This is a genomic window from Methylobacterium sp. HMF5984 (assembly GCF_045033435.1).
Lineage (GTDB): Bacteria > Pseudomonadota > Alphaproteobacteria > Rhizobiales > Beijerinckiaceae > Methylobacterium.
The window spans coordinates 3,505,027-3,526,633 of the sequence record NZ_JBJFLN010000001.1; the positions used below are offsets into that span (position 1 = coordinate 3,505,027).

The following is a 21,607-nucleotide window of genomic DNA, read 5'->3' on the forward strand; positions in this document are numbered from 1 at the left end:
TGCGCGATCAGCGGCGTGCGTCGACGACGCCGTCCACGAGATTCAGCCCGAGCAGCAGCTCGGACGGGAATGCGGTGCGGACCACCGGCTCCACCCGGATCTCGGGCGCGAGGCACGCGGCCTCCGCCCTGCGGGCCGCGACGGCGTCCGCGATCGAGACCGCGGCGAAGCGCAGCCGGGTGCCGGCCTGGGCCTGGGCGAGCCGCCCGAGGTCGGGGCCGATCACCGTGGCGATCTTCGGGTAGCCGCCCGTCGATTGCCGGTCGGCCATCAGCACGATCGGCAGCCCCTCGCCCGGCACCTGGATCGCGCCCATGGCGATGCCGTCGGAGACGATGTCGTGGCCGCGTGCATGGGTCAGGCGCGGGCCGTCGAGGAAGCAGGCCATGCGGTCGCCGCGCCCGGCGACCGTCCACGGGCCGTCGAGGAACGCCGCGATCTGGTCCGCCGCGAAGGCGTCGTCCTGCGGCCCGAGCACCACGCGGATCGTGTCGGCCGGCCGGTCGAGCCAGGGCGCGACCAGGGCCTGCGGATCGCCGGCGCCGGCGCGCGCCGCGTCGATCGCGAGGCTGTCGCCGGCCGCCAGCGCGCGGCCATCGAGGCCGCCGAGGCCGGACCGGGTGTGGGTCGCGGTCGAGCCGAGCACCGGCGCGACGGCGATACGTCCGCACACCGCGAGGTAGCACCATGCCCCGGCCGAGCCCGCCCGCACCGCGAGCGTCCGGCCGGGCTCCAGCGTCAGCGCGACGGCGGCCGGCAGCGCCTGGCCGTCGAGGGCGATGCGGAAGCCCGTGCTCGCCAGGACGAGGCCGAGCGGGCCGCCCTCCGCCGCGACGGCGATGCCGCCGGCCGAGACCTCGATCGCCGTCGCGCCGGGCGGGTTGCCGGCGGCGCGGTTGGCGGTGTCGAAGGCGAGCGCGTCCATCGGCCCGGCAGAGGTGATGCCGTAGCGCAGGTATCCGTGGCGCCCGGCATCCTGCAGCGTCACGCTCGGCCCGGCGGCGAGGATCGCGAGGCGCGGGCTCACGGCGCCGGGTCCCCGGCATAGGCCTCGCGCCGGGCCACGACCTCGCCGGCTGCGGCGCGCCGCTCCAGGGCCGAAAAGGTCGCGGCGTCCACCGGCGCGAAGCGGATGCGGTCGCCGGCGGCGACCGGGAAGGTCTCGTCGCGCTCGGGCGCGTAGAGCCGGGCCGGGGTCCGCGCGATCACGTACCAACCGGTCGGCATCGGCACGGTGCCGATTGCGGCGAGCCCTCCGCCGACGAGGAGCGCGTTGGCCGGATGCGGCGAACGGGGCTTTGCCCGGCGCGGCACCGCCAGTTCCCTCGGCAGGCCGCCGAGATAGGCGAAGCCCGGCGCGAACCCGTACATGTAGACCCGGTAGGTCGCCCCCGCATGCAGGCCTGCCACCCGCGCCGCGGAAAGGCCGGTGCGCTCGGCGATGGCGGCGACGTCCTCGCCGCAGGGCTCGCCCGCGCTGGTCTCGGCATAGCAGCAGGGCAGCGTCCAGAGCGTCGGCGCGGCTCGGCCCGCACCGGCAGCGTCCGCGAGCGCGACGACCCGCGCAGCGAGCGCCGCGCGATCGAGCACGAGCGGATCGTAGTGCATCATCAGCGAGCGGTAGGTCGGCACGGTCTCGCGGAGGCCGGCGGGCGGGTCGGCGCGCAGGGCGTCGTCGAGCGCCAGCACCCGGTCGTTGATCGCCGGATCGACCGCGCTGCCGAACTCGGCGACGAGCGCTGCCTCCCCGGCATCGAGCAGGCGCGGAGGCGGTCCCACCTCTTCAGGCCCGGAACGGGGCGAGGCGGATGCCGGCGCCCTCGAGCCGGTCGCGCACCGCCCGGGCGGTGGCGACCGCGTGCGCGGAATCGCCGTGGACGCAGACCGAGCGGATCGGCGTCGGCAGGCGGGTGCCCTGCGCGGTGACGATCGCGCCGGCCTCCACCATGGCGAGGACGCGGCCGGCGGCCTCCTCCGCGCCGTCGATCATCGCCCCGGGCCGGCCGCGGGCGATCAGCTGGCCGTCCTCGGCGTAGCCCCGGTCGGCGAAGATCTCCTGGTGGACCTCGAGGCCCGCCGCCTCGCCGGCCGGCACCTGCGCCGTCAGCGCGATGGCGAGCAGCGCCAAGTCGCGGTCGACCGCGCGCACGGCCCGGGCGATCGCGTCGGCGACGTCGCGCTCGGCGGCTGCGAGGTTGGCGAGCGCCCCGTGCGCCTTCACGTAGGCGATGCGATGGCCGGCATAGGCCGCGAGCGCCTCGGCGGCGCCGATCTGATAGGCGACGAGGCGCTCGATCTCGGGCGCGGTGAACGGCATCCGCCGCCGCCCGAACCCCCAGAGGTCGGGAAAGCCCGGATGGGCACCCACGGCGACGCCGTTCGCCTTCGCCCGCGCGAAGGTCTCGGCCATGATCTCCGGGTCGCCCGCATGCATCCCGCAGGCGACGTTGGCCGAGGTGACGATGGCGAGCATCGCCGCGTCGTCGCCGCAGGCATAGGCGCCGAAGCCCTCGCCGAGATCGGAGTTCAGGTCGACGCTCGCCATCCGGTCGCGGATCCCGTGGAGTTCGCGGAGCCGACTATAGCGCGCCTAGAACGAATTCCGAAGCAGGCCCCGGCCGATCCGGTTCAAGATCCGTTCCATCGGCGCGAGCGAGCGGTCACGACGAGACGGCACCGGCCGAACGCGTCCGCGTCCTGCCGATGCCGTGCGTGGGTCGATCGGGATCGCCGGGGGCAAGGCCCCGGCGCGCGTGTCGGATCAGCCGTCGTTCTTGGTCAACGAGATCGCGACGAAGCGGGTCACGCCCTTGCTGCTCTTCACCCGCATCAGCACCGCCTTGCGCCCGCTGGATTCGGCCGTGCGGATCTGCTCGGCGACCTCCGAGGGGCGGGTCACGCTCTTGCCGGCCACGTCGAGGATGACGTCGCCCTGCTCGATGCCCTTGGCGGCGGCCGGACCGTCCGGATCGACCTGGACCACCGCGACGCCGCTGTCGGACAGGCCGACCTCCGCCGCCGGCGCCAGGCTCAGCCCGAGCCGCGGCTGGCCGCCGGCCATGCCGGTGTCCGAGGAGGCCACCTTCGACCCGTCGGTCGGGAGCGCGCCCAGCGTGATCGTCGCGTTGTCGGACTTGCCGCCGCGGAGATAGGCGATCTCAACCTTGGCGCCGGGCTTCAGCCCCGCGATCTTGCGGGACAGCTCCTTGGCGTCGTTGATCGGGTTGCCGTTGACCGACTCGATCACGTCGCCGGACTTGAGGCCGGCCTTGGCCGCCGGTGTGCCGTCCTCGGCGTGATCGATCAGGGCGCCCTTCGGCTTGGCCATGCCGAGCCCCTCGGCGATGTCCTGCGTCACCGGCTGGACCTGCACGCCGAGATAGCCGCGGGCGACCTTGCCGTCGGTCTTGAGCTGATCGACCACCGCCTGCACGGTCTCGGCGGGGATGGCGAAGGCGAGGCCGACGCTGCCGCCCGACGGCGAGGCGATGGCGGTGTTCACGCCCACGACCTCGCCGTTGACGTTGAAGGTCGGGCCGCCGGAATTGCCCTTGTTGATCGGCGCGTCGATCTGCAGGAAGTCGTCGTACGGGCCGGCGCCGATGTCGCGGCCGCGGGCCGAGACGATGCCGGCGGTCACCGTGCCGCCGAGGCCGAACGGGTTGCCGATCGCCACCACCCAGTCGCCGACCCGCGGGGCCGCCTTGCCGAACTGGACGTAGGGGTAGCTGCCGGAATCCTTGATCTTCAGGAGCGCGATGTCGGTCTTGGAATCCTTGCCGATCACCTTGGCGTCCAGCGTCCGGCCGTCGTCGAGCGTCACCTGCACGGTCTTGGCGTGGTCGACGACGTGGTTGTTGGTCACGACGTAGCCGTCGGCGGAGATGATGAAGCCGGAGCCGACGGCGCCGCGCGGGCCCTGGTGCTGCGGCTGCATGCCGGGCGGTCCACCGTTCGGGCCGTTCTGGCCGAAGCGCTTGAAGAACTCGCGCAGCTGCGGCGGCACGTTCTGCAGGTTCTGGCCCTGCTGGCCGCTCGGGCCGTCCTCGTCGTCGCTGGACGCGGAGTCGTCGAGCTTCACCTTCACCGAGACGACGCCCGGCTTCACCTTGTCGACGATGTTGGCGAACGAGCCCGGCGGGTGCTCCGGCGCGGCGATCGGGGATTGCGGCAGCGCCTGGGCGAGGGCCGGCGTAGCGGCCGGCAGATAGCCGCTGCCGAGGGCGCCGCCCGCGATGAGGGCGGCGGCGGCGACCGAGGCCAGGGCCCGGCGGCTGGTGCGGGCGGTGGTGCGGGTCTGCGGAACGGACATGCGACAAGTCTCCGGGGACATCTTCGGCGCCGCCGGCTCGGCGGGCGATGACCCTGTCCTAAGGCCCGGCGCCTCACCCGCCCGTGACGGGCGCATTACCGTTTCGACAGGTTGGCCGGACGCCGCCGGGCCGACGACGGCGCGCGCAGCGTGGCGCGAGCGTCACGGGACCGCCGTCGCGCCGGAGCGCCATTCGAGATCGAGGATGAGCCCGCGCGGCAGCGTCGCGAGCACCGGCGCGACGGGCAGGCCGGCCGCGTTGACGAGGCCGGCGGTCCAGTGGTTGCACACGTTGGTCCAGGAGAACCGGCCTGCGCCCCGGTAGAACAGGCTCGGCCCATAGAGGCCGGGGCCGACGTCGACCGGATGGCCGTCGGCGAGCGCGAAGCCGGCTTCCAGCCGCGCGAGGAGCTTTTCCAGCCCGGCGGCCGAGACCGGGATCGCCAGGATGTCGGCGTGCGGAAAGCTCGCGCGTGGGTTCGCGTCGAGGCCGACCACCTGGATCACGCCGTCGCTGCCGCCGGGCGTGAACAGGGCGCCGAGCGCCAGCCGCCAGTCGAACTCCGCCAGCGTCGGCGTCGCCGCGTAGAACCGGGCCTCGCCCCAGCCGAACTCGAGCGTCGGGTAGGCGCGGAACCGCACGGCGATGTCGCGGAGCGCCGGCCCCGCCCCCGGCCCCGTCAGCGTCGCGACTGGAAGCGCGATCCCGCTGTGCCAGCCGTGGCTGACCACGTGGATCACCTGCGGCGCCGCCTCCGCGGGCGGATAGAGGGCCGGGTCGCCCGGTCGCGCCGTGAGGATCACGGCAAGGACGAGCGCTCCGACGATGCCGGCCAGCGCCTTCGCCAGCCGGCGCAAGGCTCAGGACGCCGGGTCGCTCAACCGCGCCAGCGCCTCCTGAAGCTTGGCCAGCCGCTCGGCCTCGGCCTCGCGCCGCTCGCGGCTCTCCTCGATCACCTCCTCGGGGGCGCGCGCCACGAAGTCGGCGTTCCCGAGCTTGCCGTCGAGCTTCCTGATCTCGCCCTCGGCCTTGGCGGCCTCCTTCTTCAGGCGCGCCACCTCGGCGCCGAGGTCGACGATGCCCTCCAGCGGCAGGGCCGCGACGCTGCCGCGGACCAGCAGTTGCACCGCGTTCTTCGGCGCGGCGTCGGCGAACCCGATCTCGGAGAGGCGGGCGAGGCGCACCAGCGTGTCGTGCCAGGCGCCGATCCGCGCCCGCACCGCCGCATCGGCCCCGACGATCACCAGCGGAACCTGCGCGCCGGCCGGCACCCCGGTCTCGGAGCGGGCCGAGCGCACCTCGGAGACGAGGTCGACCACGAAGCCGATCTCGGTCTCGGCCTCGGCATCCGCCAGCCCCGACAGGTCGGGCCAGGGCTGGAGCGTGAGCAGGCCGCGATCGGGCAGTGCCGCGCCCTTGATCGCCCACAGCTCCTCGGTGAGGAACGGCATGAACGGATGCAGCAGCTTCGCGATCTGGTCGATCAGGAAGGCGATGGTCGCTTGCGTCTCGCCCTTCAGCGCCGGGTCGACACCCTCGCCCTGGAGCACGGGCTTGGCCAGCTCGATCGTCCAGTCGCAGAAGATGTTCCAGACGAAGCGGTAGGCGGCGGCCGCCGCGTCGTTGAAGCGGTAGGCCTCCAGAGCGGCGGTGACCTCGGCGACGGCACGCGCGGCCTCCCCGAGCGCCCAGCGGTTCAGCGGCTCCCGTACCGCCTTCGGATCGAAGGCGGGATCGAGGGCGCAGCCGTTCATCTCGGCGAAGCGCGCGGCGTTCCAGAGCTTCGTCGCGAAGTTGCGGTACCCTTCCACGCGGGCCGGGCTGAGCTTGATGTCGCGCCCCTGCGCGGCGAGCGCCGTCAGGGTGAAGCGCAGCGCGTCGGCGCCGTACTGGTCGATCAGCCCGAGCGGGTCGACGACGTTGCCCTTCGACTTCGACATCTTGGCGCCGGAGGCGTCGCGCACCAGCGTATGCAGGTAGACCGTGTCGAACGGGACCTCGTCGGTGACGTGCAGGCCGAGCATCATCATGCGGGCGACCCAGAAGAACAGGATGTCCTTGCCGGTCACCAGCGTGTTGGTCGGGTAGTAGCGCGCGAGCTCGGCGGTCTTCTCCGGCCAGCCCAGCGTCGAGAACGGCCACAGGGCGGAGGAGAACCAGGTGTCGAGGACGTCCTCGTCGCGGCGCAACGCGACCGGCGAGCCCTGCTTGGCCGCGGCCTGCGCCTCGGCTTCCGCCTCGCTGCCGGCGACGTAGATGCCACCCTCCGCGTCGTACCAGACCGGGATCTGGTGACCCCACCAGAGCTGGCGCGAGATGCACCACGGCTCGATGTTCTCGAGCCACTGGAAGAAGGTCTTCTCGGAATTCTCCGGCACGAAGCGCGTGCGCCCGTCGCGCACCGCCTGAAGCGCGCGCTCGGCCAGCGGCTTCACGTTCACGTACCACTGGTCGGTCAGGTAGGGCTCGATCACCACGCCCGAGCGGTCGCCGTGCGGGACGGCGTGGGTGTTGGCTTCGATCTCGCGCAGGCGTCCCGCCGCCTCCATCAGCGCGACGACGGCCTTGCGGGCTGCGAACCGGTCGAGGCCGTGGAGGGCCAGCGCCTCCGCATCCGGGTTCGCGTCGGCCAGGAAGTCGGCGTTGCCGTCGAGTGCGATCCGCGCCTCGCTGTCCAGGATGTTGATCGGCCGGCAGCCGTGGCGACGGCCGACCTCGAAGTCGTTGAAGTCGTGCGCGGGCGTGATCTTGACCGCGCCGGTGCCCTTCTCGGGATCGGAATAGTCGTCGGCGACGATCGGGATCAGGCGCCCGACCAGCGGCAGGCGCACGTGCTTGCCGACGAGCGCGGCGTAGCGCTCGTCCTCGGGGTGGACGGCGACGGCGGTGTCGCCGAGCATGGTCTCGGGGCGCGTCGTGGCGACCGTGATGATGTCGCCCGTCTCGATGCCGGCCGCGTCCACCACCGGATAGTCGAAGTGCCAGAGGTGGCCCTTCACCTCGACCTGCTGGACCTCGAGGTCCGAGATCGCGGTCTGGAACTTCGGGTCCCAGTTCACGAGGCGCTTGTCGCGGTAGATCAGCCCCTGCGCGTGCAGGTCGACGAACACCTTCGTGACCGCGCGGACCATCTGCTCGTCGGGCGCGCCGCGCTCGCCCATGGTGAAGCGCTCGCGCGACCAGTCGCAGGAGGCGCCGAGCCGCTTCAGCTGCGAGACGATCGCGCCGCCCGATTCCGCCTTCCAGGCCCACACCTTGTCGAGGAAGGCCGCGCGGCCGATCTCGCGGCGGCCCGGCTCCTGCGCCTCCATCATGCGGCGCTCGACCACCATCTGCGTGGCGATGCCGGCATGGTCCATGCCCGGCTGCCACAGCACGTCGCGGCCGCGCATCCGCTCGAAGCGGGCGAGGATGTCCTGCAGCGTGTTGTTGAGGGCGTGGCCGATATGCAGCGAGCCCGTCACGTTGGGCGGCGGGATGACGATGCAGTACGGCTCGGCACCGGCCCGGTCGGGCCGCCCGGCGCGGAACGCGTCGGCGCTCGTCCACGCGGCGCTGGCGCGCGCCTCGGCGCCGGCCGGGTCGAAGGTCTTGTCCATCATGGGCGGGCGATCGCGGGTCCGTCTCGAGAATTTCGAGCCCGCTTTCAACCCGTCACGGGCCTCCCGTCAACACGGGCGGCGACACGCGCGACCTCAGCGGCCGCGGGCGACCCGCTCGATCTCGACGCGCACCAGCCGCTCGACCATCACCGGCAGGTTGTCGTCGAGCCAGGCCTTGAGCATCGGCTTCAGCATGTCCTGGACGAGGTCTTCCAGGCTGCGCGCGTTCTGGCTCGACACCGTGTTGGCGAGCAGGTTGAAGGCCTGGTTGACGCTGGCGCCGGCCGCGGACGAGATCAGCCCGGGCTCCGGCGCGGGGTCGGGCCTGCGCGCCGGCTCCGGCGCGGCGGCCCGCGGCGCGGGGGCCGGCTCGGGCTCGGGCTCCGGCTCCATCGCGTCGAAATCGATCGCGTCGAAATCGAGCGTTTCGAGCTCCAGCGGCACCGGCTTGGCGGCCGGGCGCGGCGGCGGCGCGGGTTCTTCCATCTCGGCAAGGTCGAGCACGTCGTCGTTCTCGTGCGAGGGGGGGCGAACCGCGGCCGGCTCGGGCGGCTTCACCGCCTGATCGTCGGCGATGATCCGGCGGATCGACGCCAGGATCTCCTCCATGGAGGGCTCGTGCGCCTTCTCCGCCGCCTTGTCCTGGATCTTGGGGCTCGCTGCACTCATCCGGACGGCGCTCGAGAAGGTGGGAGGGACGAAAAACGGCTGTCGAATGGAGTATTCCACGCCGCGCGCACGCGACAAGCGCAGCCGGAGCACAGTCCTCGGGAAATCACCCGCCGGGCGCCGTTATTCCGCCTGCCCGTATTCCGCTTGCCCGCGCCCGCCCGAACCCTCGGGTCGCGGGCGCGAATCACGCCGCCTCAGCGGCCGTCCGGTGAGCGGACGCCGTACCAGAGGTCCTTGACCTGGTCGTAGTGGACCTTGGCGCTGTAGACCGCCACCGGCACCGCGGTGTAGCGCACCGTCAGCCGGCCGATCGCCTGGACCACGCCGTAGGAGAAGATCACCCGGTCGCGCTGGGCGGTGATCAGGTTCACGCGGGCGTTGAGCAGTTCCTGCTGCGCGTTGAGCACGTCGAGGGTCGTGCGCTGACCGACGCGGGCTTCCTCGCGGACGCCGTTCAGCGCGACCTCGTTGGCCTGGACCTGGGCCTGGGCGGCGATCACCTGTGCCTTGGCGGCCTCGAGCCGGCCCCAGAAGTCGACCACCTGCGCGCGGACCTGATCGCGGACGAGGTCGGCCTGGATGCGGGTCTGGCCGACGACTTCCTTCTGCTGGCGGATCTGCGCGTATTCCTGGCCGCCCTGGTACAGCGGGATCGTCACCCGCCCGACGATCGACGCCGACACGAAGTTGTCGCCGGGGAAGGTCTGGTCGTAGCGCTGCTGCACGCTGCCCTGCAGGCCGACGGTCGGATACAGCGCGGCCTCGAGCACCTTGACCTGCGCCTCGGCCGCGTCGACCGCGTGCAGCGCCGAGAGGATCTGCGGATGCTCCTGCAGGCCGATCGCGATCGCCGAATCGAGGTTGGCCGGCACGTAGCGGTCGAGCGGGCGGCCCGGGGCGAGCTGGCGCGGCTCGACGCCGATGTTCTGGCGATAGGTGCCGATGCTGGTGCGCAGGGCCGATTCCGCGACGCTGACCTGCGAGCGGGCGCCGGCGAGGCGCGCCTCGGCCTGGGCGACGTCGGTGCGGGTGACCTCGCCGACGTTGAAGCGGTCGCGGGTCTGGCGGAGCTGCTCCTCCAGCACCTCGACGTTGTTGCGGTTCAGCTCCAGCGTCGCGGTGTTGCTGAGCACGTTCATGTAGGACTGCACGCCGCCGTACAGCACCGACATCTCGGTGGAGCGCAGGCTTTCGCGCTGGCTGTAGACGTTCGACTCGGCGCGGCGGGTGTTGTTGTCGGTCTGGAACCCGTTGAACAATGTCTGGTTGACGGTGAGGCCCGCACCGCCCGGCGTCGTCGTCTGCGCGAGCTGCGCTCCGGAGACGCGGCCTTCGAGGTACTGGGAGCCGATGTCGGCGCTGATGCTGGCGGTCGGGCGATAGCCGGACTTCGCGATCGCGACGCCCTCGTCGGTCGCGCGGACGCCGGCGCGGCTGGAGTTGAGCTGCGGGTTGCCGCCGTAGGCCTTGGCGAGCGCCGATTCCAGCGTCTCGGACGCTGCCGGACCGGCCGTCAGCCCGGCGGCGACGGCGAGGCCGGCCAGCCGAAGCGCGGGGCGCGTCGCAGGTTTGCGTTGTGTCACGTCGATCAGCCCTTGCGGTTTCTCGAAGACCATCTTGCCCGTCTTGCGACGGCCACGGCGCATGAGCGCCGGCCCGGTCACGCCCGCCCCGGGGCAGACCTTAACCCATTCACGAAGACGTGGCCCAGGGCGAGGACGGCCCATCCCTCGAATCGTCGGGACGTGGCGCATAAAAGCGACACCCCCCCCCCGCGCGATCGGAGCGCGATGCCGAGAGCGCGCCGACCGCTCAGAACGCGAAGCCGGCCTCTTCGCGGAACGCCGCCAGGCCCGGAAGCGCCGCGTCGAACAGCGGGCGTGCGCCGAAGGCGTCGCCGGCGCGGACGAACAGGGTCGCCTTGGCGGACTTGTCGCGACCGAGGACGCAGACGAGGCGGCCCTCGTCCTTCAGCTGGTCGAGCAGCGCCTGCGGGCGCACCTCGACGCGGCCGTTGATCAGGATCGCGTCGTACGGGCCGGCCTTCGGCAAGCCGGCGGCGAGGGGCCCCTCCACCACCTCGACCTGCGTCCCGTCGAGGCGCTCGCGCGCCGCCTCCGCCAGGGCGGGGTCCGATTCGAGGGCGGTGACCCGGCCGCCGAGGCGCGCCATCACGGCGGCGGCGTAGCCGTATCCGGTGCCGACATCGAGCGCCCGGACGCCGCCGCCGATGCGCAGCGCCTGGATCATCCGCGCGAGCAGCATCGAGGCCGGCATGTAGCGCAGGTCGCCGTCGCTGCCGCCGAGCTTCAGGTTCTGGTCGATGTAGGCGAAGGGCTCCGCCCCCGGCGGCACGAAGTTCTCGCGCGGCACCGCGTCGAACGCGTCCAGCACCGCGATGTCGTTCACGTCGAAGGTCCGGAGCTGGCAGTCGACCATCAGGCGTCGGGCCTGCGCGTAATCGAGCATGGAGACGGGTTCCTCGACGCGGTTCGAACGAGCCGGTTCCGCGAGACGCCCGCCGAGGCCGCGCTCACGCTTCCGGATCAGCCGGTTTCTCGGGGATCGGGTGCCAAAAGGCAAGGTTGCGCCGGGCGGGCCGCCGGCCCGCGAACCGGTTCGGTGAGACATCCGCGCCCGCTCGACACGCCGCAGCGGCGCCGGGATGCAACCGGTGGTGACGGTGCGGGGAACCTGTTTCCCGGGGCGCTCGCCTTCGCCGGTTGGAGCGTGAATAACGGATCCGATGACGAGCGGGGGCCGGCGCGACGCGCCGAGATCCCGCCGAGCCCGGGAGACGCCGCGTGACACCCGTCCTGAGCCGAAGCCTCGCCGCGCTGGCGTTGACGACCTGCCTCGCCGCGCAAGGCGCCCTGGCGCAGCAGCCGGCGAGCTCCGCCCCGGCTGCCGCCGCCCCCGCGGCCCCTGCCGTCGACAAGGGCTCCGCCCTCTACGGGCGCCCCGAGGGCGGGGACGCCGCCAAGCTCGCACCGATCTCCGGGCCGCCGCTCGCGACGCCGCTGGGTAAGCTCCCGCTCGACAAGCTGACGGTGCCCGACGGCTTCAAGATCGAGGTCTATGCCAGCGGGCTCGCCAACGCCCGCTCGATGCGCCAGAGCCCGGACGGGACTCTGTTCGTCGGCACCCGCGCGGTCGGCAAGGTCTACGCGATCCCGGCGAAGGTCGGGCCTGACGGCAAGCGCGAGGTCAAGACCATCGCCACCGGCCTGCACCGGCCGAACGGGCTCGCGTTCCACGACGGATCTCTGTTCGTGGCCGAGCTCTCGAAGATCTGGCGCTACGACGGCATCGAGGCGCATCTCGACGAGGTGCCGAAGCCGGTGCTGGTCTACGACGACCTGCCCAAGGACGAGGCGCACGGCTGGAAGTTCATCGCCATCGGCCCCGATGACAAGCTCTACGTCCCGGTCGGATCGCCCGGCAACATCACGATGCCCCCCGACACCCACGCCCAGATCCGGCGGATGGACCTCGACGGCAAGAATGTCGAGGTGATCGCCCGCGGGGTGCGCAACACCGTCGGCTTCGACTGGAACCCGATCACGAAGCAGCTGTGGTTCACCGACAACGGCCGCGACTGGGTGTCGGAGGACATCCCGAACGACGAGCTCAACGTGCTGACCGAGCCGGGCAAGCAGCATTTCGGCTTCCCGTACTGCCACCAGGGCACCTTCACCGATCCGGAATACGGCTGGGGCCATTCCTGCGCCGAGTTCACGGCGCCGGCGGCGCTGCTGGGCCCCCACACCGCCTCGCTCGGCCTGCGCTTCTACACCGGCGCCATGTTCCCGGCGGACTACAGGAACGCAATGTTCATCGCCCGGCACGGCTCGTGGAACCGAACGCGCAAGCTCGGCGGCGACGTGGTGGTGGCCCGCCTCGGTTCCGACGGCAAGGTTGCCTCGGTGGAGCCGTTCCTCTCCGGCTTCCTGCAGGACAACAAGTATGTCGGCCGCCCCGTCGACGTGCTGGTGGCCGACGACGGGGCGCTCCTGGTCTCGGACGACTACAACGGCGCGATCTACCGGATCAGCGCCGCGCAATGAGCCGCGCGATCGCCCCGGCCCTCCTCCTCGCGACGCTCCTCCTCGGGACGGCGACGTCCGCCCCGCTGGGGGAGCGGCTGGTGCCCTGCCTCGCCTGCCACGGCGAGCGCGGCACCTCCGGGACCGAGGGCGTGCCCTCGCTCGGCGGGCAGATGCCCGACTACGTCGTCACGCAGCTGTTCCAGTTCCGGGAGCGGCAGCGCGAGGCGCCGCCGATGAACGACATGGCGTCGGCTTTGTCCGACGACGACCTGCGCGGCTTCGCCGACGCGGTGGGCGCCCTGCCCGCACCGGTCCCTGCCGGCGGCCCGCCCGATCCAGCACTCCTCGCGCGGGCGCAGGCGCTGGTGTCCAAGCACCAGTGCAAGTCCTGCCACGGGGCCGAGCTGACCGGGCGCGACGCGCTCCCGCGCATCCGCGGCCAGCGCGAGGACTACCTCAAGGCGGCGCTCACGGCGTATCGCTCGAACGCCCGGCCCGGCTACGACCCGGCGATGAACGAGGTCGCGCAGACGCTGAAGGACGACGAGATCGCCGACCTCGCCGCCTACATCGCGCGGCTCTGAGCGAGGCTTCAGCCGGTGCGGATCGCCGCGACCGCCCCGCGGGCCGTGGCGAGGAAGCCCGGCTTCAGCTCGAGGGCGAGGAAGCGGGCCGGGTCGACCGGGCCGGGCAGGACCAGATGCTCGGCCGGCACCGGCGAGAACCCGAACCGGGCATAGAACGGCGCGTCGCCGACCAGGATCACCAGGCCCTCGCCGGCCGACGTCGCCGCGGCGAGGCTCGCCCGCATCAGCGCCGTGCCGACGCCGCGCCCGGAGAAGCTCGGGTCGACGGCGAGCGGCCCCAGCGCGAGGAAGCCGGCGCCGCCGGCCGTCACCGGCGCCATCCGCACCGATCCGACGAGGAAGCTGCCGACCGAGGCCGTGACGCTGAGGTCGGCCCGGTGCGCCGAGCCCTCGCGCAGCCGGAACGCGGTGCGCGCGTAGCGCCCAGGCCCGAAGGCGCGGGCGTGCAGACGCTCGATGGCGTCGCCATCGTCGGGGTTCTCGGGGCGGATGACGAGGGAGAGGGCTGGCACGAGGTTCGGCGTAACAGGTTTCGACGGCGCCCGCAGCCGCTACGCGGCGGCGGCGAGAACGGGCTGCGCGTCGCTCCGCACCAGCCGGTAGAACCCGAACGCGGCGACCCAGATCAGGCCGCCGAAGGCCGCCGCCGTCCCGAGCACGAGGCCGAAGCCGCCACGGTCGTGCAGCAGGGCGATCAGGGGCACCACGAAGCCGCTCGCGGTGAAGCCCACGAAGTAGCGCAGGCTGTAGGCCTTCGCGCGCTGGTGCGCCGGGACGTAGCGCGCGATCATCGCGTCGTTGATGACGACCTGCCCGTAGATCGCGGCGATCGCCAGCACCAGCCCGAGCAGCAACAGGGGGCCGGAGGACGCCGCCGCGAGGCCGAGGCCGAGCGGCTGCAGCACCGACAGGCCGAGGAACAGGCTCGGCAGGCCGAAGCGGTCGACGAGGCGGCCCATCAGCAGCTGGGTCAGCGCGCCGAAGACGAAGACCGCGGTGGCGATCGAGCCGATCAGGGTCAGCGACAGGGCCTGCCCGACGCCCTCGTCGATCACCTTCGGCAGCGAGATCGTGGTGACGTTGAAGGTGATGCCGCCGGCGAAGATCGCCACGCCGAACATCGCCAGAAGCGCCATCGGCCGCGTCACCGGGATGATTGCCGCCCCGCCGGCCTTGCGCGCCTCGCCGTCCCCGTCCCCCGGCACCATCGCGACGAAGGCGGTGCCGCAGGCGAGGCACACGAGGCCGGGCACCACGAAGGCGGCCTGCCAGCCGAGCGTCGTGGCGAGCAGCGCCGTCGCGCCCGAGGCGCTGGCGGCGCCGAAATTGCCCCAGACCCCGTTGATGCCGAGGTCGTGCCCGAGGCGCCGCGCGTGGGTGACCAGCATGGTCGAGCCGACCGGGTGGTAGATCGCCGAGGCGAGGCCGAGCACGCACAGCCAGATCGCGAACGCGGTCGGCGTCGCGGCGCTGGCGACCCCGAGGCAAGACAGCCCGTAGCCGAAGAAGAACACCGCGAGCATGTTGCGCCGCCCGAAACGGTCGGCAAGCGAGCCCATCGGCAGCGAGCACAGCCCGAAGGCGACGAAGGCGCCGGTCGCGAGCCCGATCAGCTCGCCGTAGCCGAGGCCGGTCTGGCTCGCGATGGCGATCACCGCGGTCGGGTAGATCAGCAGCACGAAGTGGTCGAGGGCGTGCGCCACGTTGACGAAGCGCAGGGTGCGGCTGGAGAGATCGTCCGGGCTCATCGCGGCGTATCCTTCGGGACCGCCGCCTCATACCCTGACCCGATGGACGGTGTCGGGCCGCAAATGTACGCTCCCGGGCCATTCTTCGACGCGCCCGTGCATGCGCGGACGGAAAGCGACCCTTTGCGAGGATGGGCCATGCCGCCGCGCTCGACCGATGCCGCCGACTACCAGGACGTGCCCCGGTCGGTCGCGGTGATGCCCAAGGCCTTCGCCGCCGCGAGCCGGACCGACCGGCACTTCCACCCGCGCGCACAGCTGCTCTACGCCACCGCCGGGTTGATGATGGCCTCGGCCGACGACGGCACCTGGGTCGTGCCCGAGGGGCACGCGCTGCTGATCCCGCCGCGGCTGCCGCATGCGGTCGCGATGCACGGGGCGGTGGCGATGTGCTCGGCCTATCTCGATCCGCGCGCCTTCGCCGTTCCCGATCGCTGCCGGGTGATCGCGGTGTCGCCGCTCCTCGTCGCGGCGCTGGCGGCGCTCGCCGAGGAGCCGGTGCTCTACGACGAGGCCGGCCGCGGCGGGCATCTCGCCGCCCTGGTCCTCGACGAGATCGGCCGGGCCCCGGAGACGCCGCTGGCGCTTCCGCTGCCGCGCGACGCGCGCCTGCGCCGGGTCTGCCTCGGGCTGATCGAGGATCCGGGCTCGGCCGACGACCTCGATGCCTGGGCGACGCGCGCGGGCGCGAGCCGGCGCACGCTGACCCGCGGGTTCCGCCAGGAGACCGGTCTCAGCTTCGGCGATTGGCGCGCGCGGGCGCGGGTGATCCGCGCGCTGGCCCTCGCCGCCGACGGCCGCCCGGCCGGGCACGTCGCGGCGGCGGTGGGGTATCGCAGCCGCCACGCGCTGCGAGCGACGGTCGGGCGGGTGCTGGGCCCGCACGGCGCGCGGCCCCATATCCCCGGCTGATCAGCCGGAGGCCGATGGGCATGCTCTACGAACTCGCCGCGCTCTCATGCCCCCTGAACGCGCTCGATCGCGCCTCCGAGGGGGCGGCGGCCTGGGTCGGCGCGCCCGCGGCCGGCGGCAGCGTGCTCGGGAGCTGGCGCACCGAGATCGGGATGCTCGGCCGGCTCCTGGTCCTGCGCGGCTTCGAGGCGCCGGAGGATATGAGCGCCGAGCGCCGTCGCGCCCTCATGAGCGCGAGCCCGTTCAACGCCGGCGGCGTCGCGACCGCCCTGGAGATGGACAGCTACGCCGCCTTTCCGTTCCTGCCGCCGGTGCGCACCGGCGCCCGCGGCGGCGTCTACGAGTTCCGCACCTACCGCCTGAAGCCGGGCGGCCTGCCGCCGACGCTCGACGCCTGGGAGGCGGCCGTGCCGCCGGCCAAGCCCTACACCGACCACCTCGTGACCAACCTGTACGCGCTCGACGGCGCGCCGCGGATCACCCACATCTGGGGCTTCCCGAGCCTGGGGGAGCGGGCGTCCCTGCGCCGCGCGGCGCAGGGCTCGGGGCACTGGCCGCCGAAGGGCGGCCCCGACCACATCGCCGAGGCCGTCTCCAGCATCGGCCTGCCCGAGGCCTGGTCGCCGCTGACCTGATCGTTGCCGCTCAGGTGGCGCGGGCGGAAAAGTCGATGCGCGGATCGATCCAGACGTAGATCAGGTCGGAGAGCAGGTTCACCGCCAGCCCGAGCAGCGAGAAGATGTACAGGGTGGCGAACACCACCGGATAATCGCGCCCGACGATCGCCCGGAACGAGAGCTCGCCGAGGCCGTCGAGCGAGAAGATCGTCTCGATCAGCAGCGAGCCGGTGAAGAAGGCCGAGATGAAGGCTCCGGGAAAGCCCGCGATGACGATCAGCATCGCGTTGCGGAAGACGTGGCCGTAGAGCACCCGTCGCTCCGACAGGCCCTTCATCCGCGCGGTGAGCACGTACTGCTTGCGGATCTCGTCGAGGAACGAGTTCTTGGTCAGCAGCGTCGAGGTCGCGAAGGCGCCGATCACCAGGGCGGTCAGCGGCAGCACCATGTGCCAGGCGTAGTCGCCGATCTTCTGCCAGGTCGAGAACGTCTCCCAGCCCTCGCTGGTCAGCCCGCGCAGGGGGAACCACTGGAAGAACGAGCCGCCGGAGAACAGGATGATCAGCATCAGCCCGAACATGAAGCCCGGCACAGAGTAGCCGACGATGACGACGAACGAGGTCCAGCGGTCGAAGCGGGCCCCGTCGGAGACCGCCTTGCGGATGCCCAGCGGGATCGAGATCGCGTAGGACAGGAGCGTCATCCACAGGCCGAGCGAGATCGAGACCGGCAGTCGCTCCTTGATCAGCTCGATGACGGTGACGTCGCGAAAGTAGCTGCGGCCGAAATCGAAGCGGACGTAGTCCCACAGCATCTTGGCGAAGCGCTCGGGCGCCGGCTTGTCGAAGCCGAACTGCTTCTCGAGCTTTGCGATGAAGTCGGGGCTCAGCCCCTGCGCCCCGCGGTAGCGCGAGCTCGCCTCGCCGCCCGAGGCCGGCCGGCTCGCGCCGCCGAGGTCGCCGGTGCCGCCGGTGACGCGCGAGAGCGTGCCGTCGCCCTGCCCCTGCATCTGCGCGAGCACCCGCTCCACCGGCCCGCCCGGAGCGAACTGCACGATGGTGAAGGTGATCAGCATGATCCCGAACAGGGTCGGGATCATCAGGCCGATGCGGCGCAGGATGTAGCCGAGCAACGAAGGTGTCTCCTGTGTCGCCGACGCCCCGAGGGCCGGGGCTCGGCGGTCCGGCGCCGCGCGTCAGTTCCAGCCAATCCGCTTGGCCTTGTCGGCGTCGAACCACCACACGGCCGGGGCGCCGAGATCGTATTTCGGGCCCTCCGCCGGATGGCCGTAGACGTCCCAGAGCGCGAGCTTGTGCGTGCCGGCATACCACATCGGCACCCAGTAGCGCCCGGCGCGCAGCACCCGGTCCAGCGCCCGGCACGCGGCGTTCAAGGCGTCGCGGGATTTCGCGTCGGCGATGGCGGTGAGCAGCGCGTCGATCGCCGGGTTCGCGATGCCCGACAGGTTGTTGGAGCCCGCCGTGGCGGCCGAGCGCGAGCCGTAGGTCTCGCGCAGCTCCGCCCCGGGCGTGACGCCGCTGGCGTAGCGCCGCGAGGTCATGTCGAAGTCGAAGTCCTTGAGACGCGACTGGTATTGCGAGGCGTCGACCGTGCGGATCGTCGCCTTGATCCCGAGCAGGCCGAGGTTGCGGATGAAGGGATGGGTATGCGGCTCCAGCGCCGGGCTCGAATCGAGGAACTCGATCTCGAACGGCTTGCCGCCGGGCAGCGTGAGCAGGCCGCCGTCGCGGGTGCAGCCGGCCTCGCGCAGCAGCGCGTCGGCCCGCCGCAGCAGCGTGCGGTCCTGCCCCGACCCGTCCGAGACCGGCGGCGTCCACGGCTCGCCGAACACCTCCGCCGGCAGGTCCTTGCGCAGGGGCTCGAGCAGCGCCAGCTCGTCCGGGGACGGCGTGCCGGTCGCCTTCAGGACGGAGTTCTCGAAGAACGAGGCCGTGCGCGTGTAGGCGCCGAACATGATGTTCTTGTTCGTCCACTCGAAGTCGAAACACAGGCCGATCGCCTCGCGCACCCGCGGATCGCGGAACTGGGGCCGGCGGGTGTTGATCCACCAGCCCTGCGTGCCGGAGGGACGGGCATCCGGCACGGTGGTGCGCACCACGCGGCCCTCCGTCGCCGCCGGGAAGTCGTAGCCGGTGGCCCAGACCCGCGCGGTGAACTCCTCGCGGAAGGTGAAGGCGCCCCCCTTGAACGCCTCGAAGGCGACGTTGCGATCGCGGAAATACTCGTACCGGATCGCATCGAAGTTGTTCTGCCCGACCATCACCGGAAGGTCCGCGGCCCAGTAGTCGCGCACCCGCTCGAACTCGATCGCACGGCCGACATCGACGCGGCCGACCTGGTACGGCCCCGAGCCGAGCGGAGGCTCGAGGCTGGAGGCCGCGAAGTCGCGCTTGGCGTAGTAGGCCGCTGAGAAGATCGGCAGCTGCGCCACGGCGAGCGGCAGGTCGCGGGCGCGGCCGGGGGCGAAGCTGACGACGACGGTCTCGTCGTCGAGCGCCCGCGCATCCGTCATGTCCCGGATCACCTCCGAGATTTCCGGGTGGCCCTTCTCGCGCAGCAGTGTGAGGCTGAAGGCGACGTCCTTCGCGGTCAGCTTGGAGCCGTCGTGGAACCGCGCCTGCGGGCGCAGGGCGAAGGTGTAGGCCAGCCCGTCCTCGGACACCGTCACCGCGCGCGCCACGAGGCCGTAGAGCGCGTCCGGCTCGTCCAGCGCCCGCACCATCAGGCTGTCGAAGGTGAGGTTCATGCCGGCGGCCCCCTCCCCCTGCAGCACGTAGGCGTTCAGGGTGTTGAAGGTGTCGGGCGCCTGGTTTCCGAAGGTCTGGCTCAGCTGCGACGAGAAGCGGCCGCCCTTGGGCGCCATCGGGTTCACGTAGTCGAAGCGCTGGAAGTCCTTGGGGTATTTCAGCTCGCCGAAGCTCGACAGGCCGTGCGAAGCTTGGCTTTCCGCGGCCGCCGCGCGGGGAAGGGCCACGCCGGCCGTCAGCGCGCCCGCGCCGAGGACCAGGGTGCGGCGGGAGACGCCGCTCAACGCGGCGCCCCGGTCTTGGCGGCCGCCGCCGCGTCGTACCACCAGGTCGTCGGGAAGCCGGACGAGCCGTAGAGCGGCAGCACGGCGGGGTGCGCGAAGCGGTTCCAGCGCACCGTCCGCGAGACGTTCGAGGCCCATTGCGGCACGACGAACTCGTGGGCGAGCAGCACCCGGTCGAGGGCGTGGGTCGCCGTCAGGACGCCCGGTCGGTCCTTGGCGAAGATCACCGTCTCGATCAGCGCGTCGATCGCGGGATCCTTGATGCCGATGAGGTTGCGCGAGCCCGGCTTGTCGGCGGAGGCCGAGCCCCAGAACTCGCGCTGCTCGTTGCCGGGGGAAAGCGATTCCGGCCAGGAGCCGGTGGTGACGTCGAACTCGAAGTTGCGCATCCGGTTCTGGTACTGCGCCTGGTCGATCACCCGCAGGGTGGTGCCGATGCCGATGAGCTTCAGCTGCGCCGAGAACGGCAGGATCACCCGCTCGAAGGTGTTCTGGAACTCGAGGAACTCGACGGTGAGCGGCTCGCCCGTGGCCTTGTTCACCATCCGGCCGTCGCGCTGCTCGTAGCCGGCCTCGCGCAGCAGGCGCACCGCCTCGCGCAGGTTCGTGCGCACGGCTTCGGGCGTGTCGCTCACGGGGTTCTTGTAGGGCGCGGTGAAGACGGAGGGCGGCACCTTGTCCTTCACCGTCTCCAGCAGCGCCTTCTCCTCGCCCTCGGGAAGGCCGGAGGCGGCGAGCTCGGAGCCGTAGAAGTACGAGTCGATGCGCTTGTAGAGGCCGTAGAACAGGGCCCGGTTCATCTCCTCGAAGTTCATCGCGAGGTTGAAGGCGCGCCGCACCCGCGGGTCCTTGAACTTGTCCCTGCGCGTGTTGAAGATGAACGCCTGCATGTTGCCGTTGCCGCGATCGGGGAAGGCCTCCTTGATCAGGCGCCCGTCCTTCACCGCGGGGACGTCGTCGTAGGCGGTGGCCCAGTTGCGTGCGATGTTCTCGACGCGGAAATCGTAGAGGTCGCCCTTCAGCGCCTCCATGAGCACCGTCCCGTCGCGAAAGTACTCGTAGCGCTGGGTACCGAAGTTGTTGCGCCCCGCATTCACGGGCAGGTCCTTGCCCCAGTAGTCGGCGACGCGGACGTAGGTCGCCGAGCGGCCGGGATCGAATTTTTCCAGCTTGTACGGGCCGGAGCCGAGCGGCGGCTCCAGCGTCGTCTCCGTGACGTTGCGCGAGCGCCCCTGCGCATCCTTGCCCGTCCACCAGTGCTTGGGCAGCACGCGCAGCTGCCCGATCACCTGCGGCAGCTCGCGGTTGCCGGTCTCGGAGAAGGTGAAGGTCACCTCGCGCGGGCCCGTGGCCTCGGCCTTGGCCACGGTCTGGTAGTAGGCGGCGTAGAACGGGCTGCTCGCCTTGAAGGTCTCGAACGACCAGACCACGTCCTCGGGGGTGATCGCGACGCCGTCGTGCCACTTCGCGGTCTCGCGCAGGCGGTAGGTCACCGAGCCGAGGTCGGGCGCGACGCGCAGCGCCTCGGCGAGCAGCCCGTAGGAGGTGAAGGGCTCGTCCAGCGACTCGGTGGTGAGCGTGTCGTAGAGCAGCGCGATCCCGCCCTCCAGGTCGCCCTTCAGGCCCGAGACCACGAGGTTTAAGTTGTCGAACCCGCCCTGCGCCCCGAGGCGCACGAGGCCACCCTTGGGGGCTGCTGGGTCGGCGTAGTCGAAATGCTTGAAGTCCGGGCCGTATTTCGGCTGGCCCATCAGCGTCACCGCGTGCACCCAGCCGGCACCCGCCGCCGGCGGCGCAGGCTCGGATTGCGCGCCCGCGGGTCCTGCGAGGCAGGCGAACGCCAGGGCGGCCAAGGTGCCTGCGAACAATCGTCCGATCACGGGATGCGCTGTCACGAGGGGGCAGTCTCCGGTTCGTCGGTGATCGGCCGTTCGGCGGGCCGTTCCCGCCTGCTTAGGACGGACCGCACCGCCACGCCAACCCGGCGCGTCCGCGCACGCCCTGCCGGCCCGGTGACAACCCGACGGCCTCCGGCGCGTTGGAGGCGATCAGGAC

At 72.0% G+C, this 21,607-nt stretch carries 18 protein-coding genes; 4 read left to right on the forward strand and 14 right to left on the reverse strand.

Annotated elements, in window-relative coordinates; translation table 11 throughout:
* Nucleotides 1–7 precede the first annotated feature (7 nt).
* The 9 genes from ACFZ8E_RS16970 to ACFZ8E_RS17010 form a co-directional block, all read right to left on the reverse strand.
* On the reverse strand, nucleotides 8–1,027 hold the full coding sequence (locus tag ACFZ8E_RS16970; RefSeq protein ID WP_405043313.1) for a biotin-dependent carboxyltransferase family protein: 1,020 nt from the start codon (nucleotides 1,025–1,027) through the stop codon (nucleotides 8–10).
* On the reverse strand, nucleotides 1,024–1,779 hold the full coding sequence (locus tag ACFZ8E_RS16975) for an allophanate hydrolase subunit 1 (RefSeq protein ID WP_243937480.1): 756 nt from the start codon (nucleotides 1,777–1,779) through the stop codon (nucleotides 1,024–1,026). The genes ACFZ8E_RS16970 and ACFZ8E_RS16975 overlap by 4 nt, the downstream gene beginning before the upstream one ends.
* Before the next feature lie 4 nt (nucleotides 1,780–1,783).
* A complete protein-coding gene (locus ACFZ8E_RS16980; protein ID WP_244030253.1) occupies nucleotides 1,784–2,545 on the reverse strand; it encodes a 5-oxoprolinase subunit PxpA in 762 nt (253 codons plus the stop codon).
* 216 nt (nucleotides 2,546–2,761) lie between these two features.
* Complete coding sequence (locus ACFZ8E_RS16985) at nucleotides 2,762–4,312, reverse strand: Do family serine endopeptidase (RefSeq protein WP_243945486.1); 1,551 nt, start codon at nucleotides 4,310–4,312, stop codon at nucleotides 2,762–2,764.
* Nucleotides 4,313–4,474: 162 nt separating this feature from the next.
* Entirely contained in the window at nucleotides 4,475–5,170 is a 696-nt protein-coding gene (locus ACFZ8E_RS16990) for a DUF2459 domain-containing protein (protein WP_243937477.1), read from the reverse strand.
* 3 nt (nucleotides 5,171–5,173) lie between these two features.
* Nucleotides 5,174–7,915 (reverse strand): valine--tRNA ligase, encoded by a 2,742-nt coding sequence (locus tag ACFZ8E_RS16995; RefSeq protein WP_147858693.1) that lies wholly within the window; start codon nucleotides 7,913–7,915, stop codon nucleotides 5,174–5,176.
* A 93-nt stretch (nucleotides 7,916–8,008) separates the two neighbouring features.
* The gene (locus tag ACFZ8E_RS17000) at nucleotides 8,009–8,584 is read right to left on the reverse strand and encodes a PopZ family protein (RefSeq protein WP_187276683.1); all 576 of its coding nucleotides are present in this window, start codon (nucleotides 8,582–8,584) and stop codon (nucleotides 8,009–8,011) included.
* A gap of 197 nt (nucleotides 8,585–8,781) precedes the next feature.
* A complete protein-coding gene (locus ACFZ8E_RS17005) occupies nucleotides 8,782–10,203 on the reverse strand; it encodes a TolC family outer membrane protein (RefSeq protein WP_243988796.1) in 1,422 nt (473 codons plus the stop codon).
* Nucleotides 10,204–10,399: 196 nt separating this feature from the next.
* The gene (locus tag ACFZ8E_RS17010) at nucleotides 10,400–11,056 is read right to left on the reverse strand and encodes a protein-L-isoaspartate O-methyltransferase (protein ID WP_147729888.1); all 657 of its coding nucleotides are present in this window, start codon (nucleotides 11,054–11,056) and stop codon (nucleotides 10,400–10,402) included.
* A 404-nt stretch (nucleotides 11,057–11,460) separates the two neighbouring features.
* Between ACFZ8E_RS17010 and ACFZ8E_RS17015 the strand changes: the two genes are divergently transcribed.
* The gene (locus tag ACFZ8E_RS17015; RefSeq protein WP_405044400.1) at nucleotides 11,461–12,654 is read left to right on the forward strand and encodes a PQQ-dependent sugar dehydrogenase; all 1,194 of its coding nucleotides are present in this window, start codon (nucleotides 11,461–11,463) and stop codon (nucleotides 12,652–12,654) included.
* Nucleotides 12,651–13,220 (forward strand): c-type cytochrome, encoded by a 570-nt coding sequence (locus tag ACFZ8E_RS17020; protein ID WP_243938315.1) that lies wholly within the window; start codon nucleotides 12,651–12,653, stop codon nucleotides 13,218–13,220. Before ACFZ8E_RS17015 ends, ACFZ8E_RS17020 begins: the two co-directional genes overlap by 4 nt.
* An 8-nt stretch (nucleotides 13,221–13,228) precedes the next feature.
* On the opposite strand, the gene ACFZ8E_RS17025 is transcribed toward ACFZ8E_RS17020, so the two are convergent.
* A complete protein-coding gene (locus ACFZ8E_RS17025; RefSeq protein ID WP_243945665.1) occupies nucleotides 13,229–13,735 on the reverse strand; it encodes a GNAT family N-acetyltransferase in 507 nt (168 codons plus the stop codon).
* Between the two features lie 39 nt (nucleotides 13,736–13,774).
* Nucleotides 13,775–14,971: an MFS transporter gene (locus ACFZ8E_RS17030; RefSeq protein ID WP_147844362.1), complete on the reverse strand. Its 1,197-nt coding sequence runs from the start codon at nucleotides 14,969–14,971 to the stop codon at nucleotides 13,775–13,777.
* Between the two features lie 138 nt (nucleotides 14,972–15,109).
* Here ACFZ8E_RS17030 and ACFZ8E_RS17035 point away from each other — a divergent pair, with 138 nt between their 5' ends.
* Together ACFZ8E_RS17035 and ACFZ8E_RS17040 are read left to right on the forward strand one after the other, a co-directional pair.
* Nucleotides 15,110–15,883, forward strand: a complete 774-nt coding sequence (locus tag ACFZ8E_RS17035) for a helix-turn-helix domain-containing protein (RefSeq protein ID WP_147860107.1) — start codon at nucleotides 15,110–15,112, stop codon at nucleotides 15,881–15,883.
* A 20-nt stretch (nucleotides 15,884–15,903) separates the two neighbouring features.
* Entirely contained in the window at nucleotides 15,904–16,518 is a 615-nt protein-coding gene (locus tag ACFZ8E_RS17040) for an NIPSNAP family protein (protein WP_243945667.1), read from the forward strand.
* 10 nt (nucleotides 16,519–16,528) lie between these two features.
* On the opposite strand, the gene ACFZ8E_RS17045 is transcribed toward ACFZ8E_RS17040, so the two are convergent.
* The 3 genes from ACFZ8E_RS17045 to ACFZ8E_RS17055 all read right to left on the reverse strand — a co-directional run bounded on the left by ACFZ8E_RS17045 (nucleotide 16,529) and on the right by ACFZ8E_RS17055 (nucleotide 21,447).
* The gene (locus tag ACFZ8E_RS17045; protein WP_147843590.1) at nucleotides 16,529–17,632 is read right to left on the reverse strand and encodes a microcin C ABC transporter permease YejB; all 1,104 of its coding nucleotides are present in this window, start codon (nucleotides 17,630–17,632) and stop codon (nucleotides 16,529–16,531) included.
* Nucleotides 17,633–17,695: 63 nt separating this feature from the next.
* Nucleotides 17,696–19,552 (reverse strand): extracellular solute-binding protein, encoded by a 1,857-nt coding sequence (locus tag ACFZ8E_RS17050; protein ID WP_243945669.1) that lies wholly within the window; start codon nucleotides 19,550–19,552, stop codon nucleotides 17,696–17,698.
* A complete protein-coding gene (locus ACFZ8E_RS17055; RefSeq protein ID WP_405043314.1) occupies nucleotides 19,549–21,447 on the reverse strand; it encodes an extracellular solute-binding protein in 1,899 nt (632 codons plus the stop codon). The genes ACFZ8E_RS17050 and ACFZ8E_RS17055 overlap by 4 nt, the downstream gene beginning before the upstream one ends.
* Between the last annotated feature and the right edge of the window lie 160 nt (nucleotides 21,448–21,607).